Here is a 12,183-nt window from a genome sequence, read left to right as displayed (position 1 = left end):
AATACATGAAATATTTTCACAAATCATTTATTTTTTATGTATTGATAGAAAATATATATACATTTTATAATATAGGAGGATATGGTAATGTCTACAAAAGCTTATTTTAAACGCGATGAAATTGGCGCTGGAAAACCAGGTTTTTCTAAAACACGTTCTATTATTGAGGCGGCGTTCTATGGAAACAATGTAATTAAAGTAAATACATTGAGAGAAGCATATGAGCTTGCAAAAAACTCTCCTGGCACAATAGTTACCGATATGCCTGTATTTAGAGGCGAGGAATTTGGACTTGAAAAAGATGCAAAGGTTCTTTTATTTAATGATGGTTCTGTAACAGGCCGTTGTGCCGCTGCTAGAAGAATTGCTGGGGAGCCTGGTGTGGATTGTAATGATTTAGACTTAAAACTTATGAATGCGGTATATGATGCCAGATATTCTATTATGTATCATGCAGAAGTTTTTATCGGTTTAGATCCTGAGTTCATGGTAAAAGCACACCTATTAATTCCTGAAGGCGAAGAAAATATACTATATTCATGGATGCTCAACTTCCAGTATATGTCCGATGAATACGTAAGAATGTACAAAGAATCCAAACCAATAGCCAAAGAAACTGATATATATATTTTCTCCAATCCACAGTGGAAACATCCTGAACATCCCCTAGGTCTGACCTATTTTAACACCGGCACTAACTGTGCCGCACTTCTGGGTATGAGATATTTTGGTGAACATAAGAAAGGTACTCTTACTATTGCCTGGGCAATTGCCAACCGTAACGGATATGCTTCCTGCCATGGCGGACAAAAGAGATATAACCTGTCCGGAGGTAAATCTTATGTAGCTTCTGTATTTGGTTTATCCGGTTCTGGTAAATCTACTATTACCCATGCAAAACATGGCGGAAAGTATGATGTAACCGTTCTTCATGATGATGCATTTATCATTAATACAGAAACCAGTTCATCCATTGCCCTGGAACCTACTTATTTTGATAAAACACAAGATTATCCAACTAATTGTGAAGATAATAAATATTTATTAACTGCACAGAATTGTTCTGCAACCTTAGACGAGGATGGCAAAGTAGTTCTTGTAACAGAAGATATTCGTAACGGTAACGGCAGGGCCATTAAGTCCAAATTGTGGTCACCAAACCGTGTAGATAAGATCGACGAACCGGTTAATGCAATTTTCTGGATTATGAAGGATCCAACACTTCCTCCTATCGTGAAATTAAACGGTGCAGAGCTTGCTTCTGTTATGGGCGCAACTTTAGCAACTAAGAGATCTTCCGCAGAAAGACTTGCCCCCGGTGTAGACCCTAATATGTTAGTAGTAGAACCTTATGCCAATCCATTTAGAACTTATCCATTGGTAAATGACTATGAAAAATTCAAAAAATTAGTTGGCGAAAGAAACGTTGACTGTTACATAATCAATACAGGTGAATTCATGGGCAAGAAGGTAAAACCATCCGATACTCTGGGTATACTGGAAACTATCGTAGAAGGTAAAGCAACTTTTAAACCATGGGGACCTTTTTCACAAATGGAAATTATGGAGTGGGAAGGCTTTGTTCCTGATCTAAATGATGAGGAATATAAAGCACAACTGAAGGCCAGATTAGAAGACAGAGTTAAATTTGTGGAATCCAGAGACGAAGCAAAAGGTGGTTTTGATAAATTACCAGAAGAAGCACTGGATGCATTAAAGAAATTAATTATAGAATTAAATTAGTAAAATAAGCACTGAAATAATGTCATTCTGAACCCAGGAAGGAATCTCATATGTATGCGTATACTTATGAGATTCCTTCTTAAGTTCAGAATGATTTATTTTAGGAGATGTTTTAGAATAATATATTGGTTATAACGGTGCTTGCTATAATCCCCACAAAGGTGGCAAAAAGGGCACCTACTAAGGTATATCTGGTTTTCTTTACTCCGGCTGTCATAAAATAAATACTCATGGTGTAAAAAACTGTTTCCGTACAGCTCATGATAATGGAGGTAAGCCGGCCCAAATATGAATCCGGTCCATATTCTTTGAATATATCCAAAACTAAACTGGTTGCCGCAGAGGAAGAAAATAGCTTTACGGTAACCAGGGGTACTAGTTCAGAAGGAAAGTGTAGAATCTGGGTAAGGGGTTTTAGTAAGGTAGATAGAAGATTTAAAGTTCCTGATGACCTTAAGATTCCAATTGCAACCATTAAACCAATTAAAGTGGGTAATATATTAAGTACCACTTTAAATCCGTCCTCCGCCCCTTTGGTGAACTCACTGAATACCGGAACCTTCATTAGCAATCCAAAACCCACTATATAGAATATAACAAAAGGTATCATGTAATCCGATATGTACAACAAAAATCTCATATATCCTCCTCCAACATAAAAATAAGTGTTTTTCATAAAATAATCCATAAATTTTTACATTTTGCAAAGATTTCTCTATCCTTTTTTACATAAATAGTTTATAATGTAGTTAACGGGTCTTCCATAGTTTTCTAGCAACAACAGAGAATAGAATCCCTGCTACAGTAGATATTGCTGTTGCTACTAAGGCTGCTCCAAGAATTTCTGTTGGATTAACGGAACCGTATTGGCTTCGGTAAGCTATTATATTCACTGGTATTAATTGAAGAGAAGATATATTGATGATAAGAAAGGTGCACATATCACAACTGGCAATTTCGCTGTTATTATTTAATTTTTTAAGTTCTGCCATAGCTTTAAGTCCCATCGGTGTTGCAGCCCAGCCTAACCCTAAGATATTGGCAATGAAATTAGATGCAATATATTCATTCACAATGTGGTCTTTTGGCAAATCGGGAAATAGTAATCGGATGAGAGGTCTTAAAGCCTTTGTAAATGCTTCTGTGATTCCTGCACTTTTGGCGACCTGCATAATTCCGGTCCACAAGGACATAAAACCTAACATGGTAATGCATAATGTAACGGCCTCTTTTGCTGAATTCAGGGTTCCGGTACTGACTTCACCAATGGTTCCTGTCAGTACGCCCACAACAATACCAATTACAATCATAAATCCCCATAAATAATTTAACATAAGCCTGCTATCCTACTTGTTTTCTTATTATCCACTATATTCCTTTTGGATAAAAATAGTACAATATTCATAATTTTAGATAACAAATTTTAGATATATTTTATAATTTTACATTAATATCAAAAATATTCTAAAATATTTCCAATAATTATAAATAATTTATTGACTTTAGTTTTTGATTGTGATATTTTATATAGAGTATTATAGGAGGTACGCATATGAAAAGCACAGGAATTGTAAGAAGATTAGATGAGTTAGGAAGAATCACACTTCCTATCGAACTAAGAAGAACTCTAGGTGTAGGTGAAAGAGATCCACTTGAAATTTTTGTCGACGAAGATAGAATCGTTCTACAAAAATATGAACCTACCGACATATTTAGCGGTTCTAAAGACAATCTTTATGATTTCCACGGAAAGAAGATTTCCAAGGAATCTATTGTTGAACTTGCTAAGTTAGCTGGAATCATTGAGTAGTACTTATTAAAAGGGTTTCCCAAGGTAACTTGGGAAACCCTTTTTCTGTTTCATGTACTTATCTCTATCCGGGCCTTGCAAAATTCTCCCAGAAAAGTAAAGTGTATCTACAGCCTTGAATGTATGGCTCTTTTCCAGGATATTTTAGTAAGGTTTGAATAAGATATGAACATTATTCTGACTGTTGAAGTAATTGCTGGTATATTTCTCTTTTGGGAACCCCTCTATCTAAAGACACTGCTTTCATTGCCTCTTTTTTATCCATTCCCTGCTCTAAATACAGATTCATGTGTTCCTCTAAGGACATAGAAGACCATTGCGCTTGTTCTTCTTTTAGCATTTCTTCCCTTGGTTTTCCCTCTATCACCAATACAAATTCACCTTTTGCCTCTTCCTCACCATAATGTCTGATTGCTTCTAAAATAGTAGTAGGCATTACATTCTCATATCTCTTTGTAATTTCTTTTACTATGGTAATCTTTTCGTCTCCTAAGGCTTCATATAGCTCTTTTAAAGTCTTTAATAGTCTATGAGGAGCTTCATAAAGTATAATGGTTCTGGTTTCCTTTTGTAATTCCTTTAAAACCTGTTGTCTTTCCTTTTTATCAGAGGGTAAAAAAGCTTCGAAAGCAAACCTCCTTGTTGGCAGACCAGATAACGTTAAAGCAGTTACACAGGCTGCAGGGCCTGGAAGTGATGTTACTTCAATTCCTGCTTCAAGACTAAGCCTAACCAAGTCCTCCCCCGGATCCGATATACCAGGAGTCCCTGCATCGGTAATTAAGGCAATCGAAACCCCTTGCAATAATTGTTCAATTAACTGGGGTCCCTTTTCCTTTTTATTAAATTCATGATAGCTGGTCATGGGTGTTTTAATTTCAAAATGATTCAGAAGCTTAATACTGTGTCTCGTATCCTCTGCTGCAATCAAATCAACTTCCTTTAAGGTACGAATGACACGAAAGGTAATGTCTTCCAAATTACCAATTGGAGTAGCACATAAATATAATGTTCCCGGCATATAAAGCTCCCCTTTCCTTGCAATTTCTATATATAAGGTTCTAGGAATAGAACCTTATAGTTTTTTCTTTAACATTAATTATTAATTTAGTATCCGTAAATATCATAAATTTCATCGGTATACACATTTTGTTCCTTATAAACAACTAATGGTGATTCTACGGTAAGTCTTGATTTCCCGCCCTTCAAGCACTCAATTAATACCATATTAGGCTCTTTATCCAAAAAGGGATGTACCATTTTTAACCGTTTGGGTTCCAAATGATACTGGGTTAATTTATTCAGAATTTCTACCAGACGAAAAGGTCTGTGGACCATATAGAATCTTCCGTTTGGTTTCAGCACTTTTGCAGCTTCTCTTACCACATCCTCAAGACTGCATAAAATCTCATGTCTGGCAATTGCCTTGGGAAGATCCGGGTTAGTCAGCCCATGATGATCTGTCATATAGGGAGGATTACTGGTAACTACATGAAAGGAGGCTGCACCAAAAATTTTGGAGGCCTCCTTAATATCACCAACCACAATATCGATTTTCTCATCCAGATTATTAAGTGCAACACTTCTTTTTGCCATGTTAGCACTTTCTTCCTGAATCTCCAGTCCGGCAAAATGTTTTCCTTCTGTTTTAGCTTCTAAAAGGATGGGTATAATACCGGTACCCGTCCCTAAATCTAAAGCCAATTCCTCTTTTTTTACTTTTGCAAATCCGGATAAAAGTACTGCATCCATTCCAAAACAGAACTTCTTACTATTTTGTATAATCTGATAATTGTTTCTATGCAAATCATCTATTCTTTCATCCGGGAGTAAGATACGATTCCTATCCATTTCCTTGCCGTCCTTTATAGATAATCATTCATCATCCAGCTTAGATTTTGATTCTTTTTGTTCCAGTAATTCTAAAGCTCTTAATTCCTCATCAATGGTGATTTTTTCTTTCTTTCTCTTAGGTTTAAATTTAAGCTCTTCCACTTTATAATCTCTGGCTTCTTTTTCATCATTTTCCAAGGTTACTACAACTTTAACAATTTGTTTTAAAACACTGACGCTTTGTACTTCGCCCTTTAAGCCATCCACAGTTGTTACCATATCACCTGGATTCGGAAGTTTACTGTTTAATTCTTCATAGGCTTCCTCTTCGTTTTTCAGGCAGCACATTAGTCTTCCGCATACTCCTGATATCTTTGTTGGATTCAGGGAGAGATTCTGTTCTTTTGCCATCTTAATAGATACCGGAGCAAAATCAGCCAAATGGGTATGACAGCATAATGGTCTTCCGCAGATTCCAATGCCTCCCACGATTTTTGTTTCATCCCTTACTCCAATTTGGCGTAATTCAATACGTGTTTTAAATACAGATGCCAAATCCTTTACCAGTTCTCTAAAGTCGATTCTTCCATCTGCTGTGAAATAGAATAATACTTTATTGTTGTCAAAAGTATACTCCGAATCGATTAATTTCATTTCTAATCCATGCTTCTTAATCTTTTCAAGGCAAATATCAAAAGCTTCTTTTTCTTTTATTTTATTCTTAGTTTCAATTTCATCGTCTTCCGGGGTTGCAGAACGTATAACCGGTTTTAGAGGCTGGATAATTTTATCTTCCTCCACATCCCTTGGTCCAAGTACAACATAGCCATATTCTACTCCCCTTGCTGTTTCTACAATTACTCTATCCCCTTGTTTTATTTCATATCCGGCAGGATCAAAAAAGTATATCTTACCTGCCCGTCTAAATCTAACACCGATTACATTAATCATTTCCATTCTCCTTTATGGTAAGCAGCATAAGTTCCATCGTTAAATCAAAATTCACATTTGCATTCAGTCTGACCTTCGCTTTTTCCATAGCTGCTATAATCTTCTCAATACCCTCATAACTGCGCTTATTCGCTTGTTTTGATATGTCCTGGAATTCACTTTTATATATTAATAGATTCGGATCATTGGTTACCTTAAATAATAGTACATCCCGGTACCATAAAATCATTAAATCAATATAATCAAAAACCCGTACTTTATTTTCTGAAATTTTCTTTAAACCATCTATTATTTCATAAAGCTCCATATCATCTATGTATTTCAAGAGATGGAGCACATCTTTCTTCATTTCCGCAAATTCTTCTGAAGAAGAATATTGTATTGCTTTGCCTAAGTTACCTTGGGCAAAAATGGTACTAAGTTCCGCCTGATAGTCAGGAATCTGATAATGTTCCATCAAATAATCTACTATAAGTTCACTATCTATTGGTTTCAGATGCAATGTAACACATCTGGATAAAATAGTTGGAAGCAGTGAATTAAGATTATTGGTTAATAGCAATATGATACCATATTGGGGCGGTTCTTCTATTGTTTTCAGCAGGGCATTCTGAGCTTGCTCCGTTAATTTCTCTGCTTCATCAATAATATATATTTTATAGGGGCTGCTATAAGGTTTTATCTGAATATCGTTATTTAACTGAATTCGAATATCATCAATTCCTATACTGGCTTTTTCATGTGTAATACGTATAATATCCGGATGACTATCAGAAGCTGCCTGAATACAAGATTTACAGATGCCGCAGGATGTTACCTGAGTTACATCCTCTATATTACCTTGTTTTATCTGCTCACATTGTAAAGCCATGGCAAAAGCATTTGCAAGCATATTCTTACCGGAACCATCTTCACCTGCAAATAAATAGGCATGGGATACCTTACCGGTTCCGATTGCAGTTTTTAAATGTTCTATAATTTGTTCATGACCAACAATATGATTAAAATCCAACATGAAATCCCCCGCTTTCACTACGCAAGTATGTCCAACAAAAGTCCCCGTATTTCATCAATTCGGCTAAGAATCGCTAAATGATCCTTTTCTTCCTTTATTAACTCCCCGGCCAATTCATCCAAGTTTTGGTCAATTAAACGAATGATTCCATATACACGGTGCCTTCCTCTTCGGTCAAGAAAGTTCTCCCTGGAAAACTTATGGGAACGGTTCACAATTTCATTCATAAAATCGTGAATTAACTGGCGATACCGCTTCATGTCCCGAATATCCATACGTTTGCCCAACTGCTTTCCATGCTGAACAATATCCTCCATCAAAAGGTTCAGCCTTGCCTGTAATTCCTGTTCCTGTATATTGCTAATTAGGGTAAACTTAAAAGTTCCATCCGCTTCCGGTACTGGAGCCTTTTGAACAACGTTTTGAATTGCCTGTGCTTGATTTACCTTAATATCCATATACTCACCGCCTTAATTAATCTTATCTTGTATTTTCCTCATTACGTTTTTATTATATCATGAACGAAAAACCGTTCATGATCTTGGCACTCCACTCAGAATATGCAAGCGAGCTTGCACCTTCTTCATTACGTTTTTATTATATCATGAACGAAAAAAATGTTCATGATCTTGGCACTCCACTCAGAAAATCCAAGCAAGCTTGTATTTTCCTCATTACGTTTTTATTATATCATAATATTTTAACAATAAACAGATATAATTTCTAGCAGAATTTAACACCCATTTTCATTTATGGAGAGATGCTTTTCCACATCCTGGATAATCTCCCATAAACATTGGTCAAAATCATGATTCTCATATCTTTTGTTAATGCCCAGTTTTTTAAGGTTCTCTTCTGAGAAGTCTGCTTCATCTGCCAGATATCTTCTGCATAATTCAGCGTATTTGGGGCTTTTCTGCTGCTTTTCCCTCTGAAGCGCTCTCTCTAACCTTATGCTGTCTTCTACCTGTATATAAAGAGGAATAACAGCCTTTTCTCCATAATAACTTCTAATCTGTTCAAAAGATTCCAAGGTTCCAATGAGAACGTAATTTGAGATGCTTAAATCAATTTGTCCGTCATCAACGGTGAAATAATCCCATATACCGTGTACTGTTTTATAGGCTCTGTGTTCAATTACTTTGTTACTTTCCTGTAATTGCTGTAATCTTTCACGGCTGACAAAGAAATATTCTATCCCCTCTGTCTCTCCTTCACGTATTGGCCTTGTCGTATACGTAACAAATGATTTTAGATCAAGTTGTTTATTCTCTTTTAATGCTTTAAATATGGTATCTTTTCCTGTTGCACTTTTTCCCATTACTACAAATATCTTAGACATGAATTGGTTCCTTTCTGTCTTTTCTCAAGTTTAATCAATCTATAGGATAACTTTAATATATTGTCCTTTTTCATCTTGTAATCCCTGCAAATGCAATCCTTCCCTTTGATAAGAATAAATATCTTCCAAAAGAGACTTGCTTATTCTCTCACCCGGTACAAGGAGGGGTATTCCCGGGGGGTAAAGATATACATAATCCCCTGATATTCTTCCTTCACTTAATGTTAAAGGAATACTTTCCTGTAAACAGTTATCTGCCTTCCAGGATGACATTACCCATTCCGGAACCTCTGTTTTATCTGTCAAATGCTTTCCTGGGATCGCTGATATACTTTCCAGTTTTTTGTCTATATCCAGTAATGCTTCCGAAAGCCTGTGAAGTCCTTCCGTGGTATCACATATACTGGTCATTCCCAGTACATAATCCTTTGTAACCATTTCCATTTGTATTTTATATTCCTTTAAAAGCATATCATATAACTTGATACCGGATATATCGGTATTTTTAACGGAAATCGTAATTTTTGACGGATCAAATTTATAAAATCCATAGTTTTTTATATTATCCGGAAACAGTATCTTTAAATTCTTTAATGCCTTCATATGGTCATAGAAGTTCTGAAGCAGATTATAATACCGATCAAATAATTCTTTTCTCTTATCCAGTAACAGAGTAATACATCTGTCAATACTAGCCATTAAAAGATAAGAAGGACTGCTTGTCTGATAGATGCCCAGATACTTTTTTATCTTTTCGTAATCTACCAAATCACTATTAACATGAATAAGACCGGTTTGAGTAAAGGCTGGAAGTGTTTTATGAAGGCTGTGTATTACTATATCTGCTCCTGCCTGAATAGAATTATCGGGGAATCCGGTATGAAAGCCTAAATGGGCTCCATGGGCTTCGTCCACAAGTAAGGGTACCTTATGCTTGTGTGCTATTCTGCTGATAGAGGGTATGTCCGATATTACCCCTTCATAAGTAGGGGACGTAAGAATAATAAGTTTAATATCCTTATGCTTTATCAACAATTCTTCTATTTTTTCAGGAGAAATTCCACCATTTATATTAAAATGGGTGTCTGCTTGGGGATAAATATAAACGGGATGCAGTTCATTTAAATAGATACCATGGTAGACTGCTTTATGGCAGTTACGTGCTACCATTACTTTGTCTCCCTTATTAGCAGCTGCTCCAATAGCTGTAAGTAAACCTGCCGTACTTCCCCCAATTAAATAGTTGGTATGTTTTGAATTATATAACTTTGCAGCCTGTTCCATTCCTTCCAATAAGATTCCTTCTGCATGATGAAGATTATCAAATCCCTCTATCTCTGTTATATCAATGGAATATGGATTTGTCATGGAGAAAGCGGCATTTCTTTTATGCCCCGGCATGTGCATAGGATAGTAATCATCCCTACTGTATTCAATTAATTTATCATATAAATTCATATGTGCACCGCCTTTCATGGATTGTTTCTATTTTAACCAATAAGTATTGTTTATTCAATCATTTTATTCATTTCTTCCTGTATCATACAAGTTTAGATAAAGAAAAAAGCCTCCATTAAAATAGGATAAAGCAAATTTCATATCCCATTTTAATGAAGACTTAATGTATCTTACTTCATGTAGCCGCCTTTCATAGGTGAAACTGCATGTTTAGCAAATATATTCAATACACCGGATTCATATTTTTCTTTTTTAGGAACCCAATTTTGTTTTCTTAGCTCTAATATTTTACCAATTTCTTCCTTCTGGCATCGTTTTCCCTTTATACCTACGATTTGTAATATCCTATTTTCTATATCAATTTCAATTAAATCCTCTTCTTCTACAAAAGCAATAGGCCCTCCTTCTGCTGCTTCCGGTGATACATGTCCAATCGCCGGTCCTTTGGAGGCACCGGAGAAACGTCCATCGGTTATTAAGGCTATGGTGCTTGCTAATTCCGGATCAGAAGATATGGCTTCCGTGGTATAGAACATTTCCGGCATACCGCTTCCTTTAGGGCCTTCATTTCTTATAATAACTGCGTCTCCGGGATTGATTCTTTTCTCTAAAACAGCGGCAATAGCATCTTCTTCGCATTCAAAAGGTCTGGCTTTTAAGATAGCTTTATGCATCTCTTTTGGTACTGCGGAGTGTTTTACAACAGAACCCTCCGGTGCTAAATTACCTTTTAATATGGCTATGGTACCTTTATTTCCAATTGGATTATCATAAGGACGTATAATATCTTCCCTTTTTCGTCCTGCCTTTTCTAAATACTCATAGCATTTCTCATAATATCCGTTACTCTTTAGTTCCTCCAGATTTTCACCTAAAGTTTTACCGGTTACGGTCATAACATCCAAATGTAATTTACTCTTAATTTCTTCCATTACTGCCGGAACTCCCCCTGCATAATAAAAATATTGTGCAGGCCACTTTCCTGTAGGTCTGATATCCAGAAGGTAATGAGCTCCTCTGTGTAACCGGTCAAAAGTATCATTGTCTAATTCCAGTCCAAATTCCTGGGCTATGGCAGGTATATGAAGAAGACAATTGGTGGAACCGGATATGGCAGCGTGTACCATAATAGCGTTCTCAAATGACTTTATTGTAACAATATCTCTTGGTTTTAATCCCATTTTAGCCAAGTTCACTGCCTGCTTTCCGGTTTCTTTTGCAAAAGTAAGTAAATCCTCACACATAGCAGGCATTAAGCCACTTCCCGGCAGCATAAGTCCAAGAGCTTCTGCCATAACCTGCATGGTAGAAGCAGTTCCCATAAAGGAACAGGCGCCACAGGAAGGGCAGGCATGGAGTTTGTAATACTGAAGCTGATCTTCGGTAATCTCGCCTCGCTGATACATAGCACTGTAAGCTCCGATTTGCTCTAAAGTAAGTAAATCAGGTCCCGCATCCATAACACCTCCCGTAATCATAATGGAAGGTATATTTAATCTGCCAACTGCCATTAGATGGGACGGAACTCCTTTATCACAGCTTGCAACAAATATGCCACCGTCAAAAGGAGTTGCATTTCCGTGAATTTCAATCATATTTGCAATCATATCTCTGGAGGCTAAGGAGTAATTAATACCATCATGGCCCTGAGCCATTCCATCACAAATATCCGTAGTAAAGTATCTGGCAGGCTTTGCATTCATCTCACGCACTCCCTGGGCTGCCTCTTCTACTAACTTTAATAAATGGGCACTGCCCGGATGGCTGTCACCAAAGGTACTCTCTATCATAATCTGAGGTTTGCTTAAATCTTCCACTGACCAGCCCATGCCCCTTCTTAAGGGGTCTAGTTCTGGTGCTATCTTTCTTAATTTCTGACTTGTTAATTCTTCTGTTTTTATCATATCTATTCCTTTCCCTTTTCAGGTCTCTTACTATACATAATTATAATTTACAGAAACGGCTCATACATTGGGATATAAAATTACCTATTCATATTTACAAAAGGGCTGTTGTAAACTAAAACACTCA

General features: G+C 36.5%; 12 protein-coding genes. 2 read left to right on the top strand and 10 right to left on the bottom strand.

The window, feature by feature from the left end:
- Positions 1-87 precede the first annotated feature (87 nt).
- Positions 88-1,743, top strand: a complete 1,656-nt coding sequence (locus tag RT261_RS04765; RefSeq protein WP_313130034.1) for a phosphoenolpyruvate carboxykinase (ATP) — start codon at positions 88-90, stop codon at positions 1,741-1,743.
- Positions 1,744-1,855: 112 nt separating this feature from the next.
- Here RT261_RS04765 and RT261_RS04760 read toward each other — a convergent pair whose 3' ends face one another.
- Together RT261_RS04760 and RT261_RS04755 are read right to left on the bottom strand one after the other, a co-directional pair.
- The gene (locus tag RT261_RS04760) at positions 1,856-2,383 is read right to left on the bottom strand and encodes a spore maturation protein (RefSeq protein ID WP_313130032.1); all 528 of its coding nucleotides are present in this window, start codon (positions 2,381-2,383) and stop codon (positions 1,856-1,858) included.
- Between the two features lie 109 nt (positions 2,384-2,492).
- The gene (locus tag RT261_RS04755) at positions 2,493-3,077 is read right to left on the bottom strand and encodes a nucleoside recognition protein (RefSeq protein ID WP_313130031.1); all 585 of its coding nucleotides are present in this window, start codon (positions 3,075-3,077) and stop codon (positions 2,493-2,495) included.
- A gap of 218 nt (positions 3,078-3,295) precedes the next feature.
- Between RT261_RS04755 and RT261_RS04750 the strand changes: the two genes are divergently transcribed.
- A complete protein-coding gene (locus RT261_RS04750) occupies positions 3,296-3,553 on the top strand; it encodes an AbrB/MazE/SpoVT family DNA-binding domain-containing protein (RefSeq protein WP_091688219.1) in 258 nt (85 codons plus the stop codon).
- 172 nt (positions 3,554-3,725) lie between these two features.
- On the opposite strand, the gene rsmI is transcribed toward RT261_RS04750, so the two are convergent.
- The 8 genes from rsmI to ilvD form a co-directional block, all read right to left on the bottom strand.
- Positions 3,726-4,574 (bottom strand): 16S rRNA (cytidine(1402)-2'-O)-methyltransferase, encoded by an 849-nt coding sequence (gene rsmI / locus RT261_RS04745; RefSeq protein ID WP_313130024.1) that lies wholly within the window; start codon positions 4,572-4,574, stop codon positions 3,726-3,728.
- An 86-nt stretch (positions 4,575-4,660) separates the two neighbouring features.
- Positions 4,661-5,404, bottom strand: coding sequence for a tRNA1(Val) (adenine(37)-N6)-methyltransferase (locus tag RT261_RS04740; RefSeq protein ID WP_313130022.1), 744 nt, complete (start codon positions 5,402-5,404; stop codon positions 4,661-4,663).
- 24 nt (positions 5,405-5,428) lie between these two features.
- On the bottom strand, positions 5,429-6,337 hold the full coding sequence (locus RT261_RS04735) for a PSP1 domain-containing protein (RefSeq protein WP_313130019.1): 909 nt from the start codon (positions 6,335-6,337) through the stop codon (positions 5,429-5,431).
- Positions 6,330-7,352, bottom strand: a complete 1,023-nt coding sequence (gene holB, locus RT261_RS04730) for a DNA polymerase III subunit delta' (protein WP_313130016.1) — start codon at positions 7,350-7,352, stop codon at positions 6,330-6,332. Before holB ends, RT261_RS04735 begins: the two co-directional genes overlap by 8 nt.
- 17 nt (positions 7,353-7,369) lie before the next feature.
- The gene (locus RT261_RS04725) at positions 7,370-7,810 is read right to left on the bottom strand and encodes a YaaR family protein (protein ID WP_313130014.1); all 441 of its coding nucleotides are present in this window, start codon (positions 7,808-7,810) and stop codon (positions 7,370-7,372) included.
- Between the two features lie 275 nt (positions 7,811-8,085).
- A complete protein-coding gene (locus tag RT261_RS04720) occupies positions 8,086-8,694 on the bottom strand; it encodes a guanylate kinase (RefSeq protein ID WP_313130012.1) in 609 nt (202 codons plus the stop codon).
- Positions 8,695-8,733: 39 nt separating this feature from the next.
- On the bottom strand, positions 8,734-10,152 hold the full coding sequence (locus RT261_RS04715; RefSeq protein ID WP_313130009.1) for an aminotransferase class I/II-fold pyridoxal phosphate-dependent enzyme: 1,419 nt from the start codon (positions 10,150-10,152) through the stop codon (positions 8,734-8,736).
- Between the two features lie 170 nt (positions 10,153-10,322).
- Positions 10,323-12,056: a dihydroxy-acid dehydratase gene (ilvD, locus tag RT261_RS04710; RefSeq protein WP_313130007.1), complete on the bottom strand. Its 1,734-nt coding sequence runs from the start codon at positions 12,054-12,056 to the stop codon at positions 10,323-10,325.
- Positions 12,057-12,183 lie beyond the last annotated feature (127 nt).

This window comes from Anaerocolumna sp. (assembly GCF_032079385.1).
Taxonomy (GTDB): domain Bacteria; phylum Bacillota; class Clostridia; order Lachnospirales; family Lachnospiraceae; genus Anaerocolumna.
This window is presented reverse-complemented; position numbering and strand designations above follow the sequence as displayed.

Coding starts and splice junctions, on each gene's coding strand:
- RT261_RS04765 (WP_313130034.1), top strand. CDS start 88: ATGTCTACAAAAGCTTATTTTAAACGCGATGAAATTGGCGCTGGAAAA.
- RT261_RS04760 (WP_313130032.1), bottom strand. CDS start 2,383: ATGAGATTTTTGTTGTACATATCGGATTACATGATACCTTTTGTTATA.
- RT261_RS04755 (WP_313130031.1), bottom strand. CDS start 3,077: ATGTTAAATTATTTATGGGGATTTATGATTGTAATTGGTATTGTTGTG.
- RT261_RS04750 (WP_091688219.1), top strand. CDS start 3,296: ATGAAAAGCACAGGAATTGTAAGAAGATTAGATGAGTTAGGAAGAATC.
- rsmI (WP_313130024.1), bottom strand. CDS start 4,574: ATGCCGGGAACATTATATTTATGTGCTACTCCAATTGGTAATTTGGAA.
- RT261_RS04740 (WP_313130022.1), bottom strand. CDS start 5,404: ATGGATAGGAATCGTATCTTACTCCCGGATGAAAGAATAGATGATTTG.
- RT261_RS04735 (WP_313130019.1), bottom strand. CDS start 6,337: ATGATTAATGTAATCGGTGTTAGATTTAGACGGGCAGGTAAGATATAC.
- holB (WP_313130016.1), bottom strand. CDS start 7,352: ATGTTGGATTTTAATCATATTGTTGGTCATGAACAAATTATAGAACAT.
- RT261_RS04725 (WP_313130014.1), bottom strand. CDS start 7,810: ATGGATATTAAGGTAAATCAAGCACAGGCAATTCAAAACGTTGTTCAA.
- RT261_RS04720 (WP_313130012.1), bottom strand. CDS start 8,694: ATGTCTAAGATATTTGTAGTAATGGGAAAAAGTGCAACAGGAAAAGAT.
- RT261_RS04715 (WP_313130009.1), bottom strand. CDS start 10,152: ATGAATTTATATGATAAATTAATTGAATACAGTAGGGATGATTACTAT.
- ilvD (WP_313130007.1), bottom strand. CDS start 12,056: ATGATAAAAACAGAAGAATTAACAAGTCAGAAATTAAGAAAGATAGCA.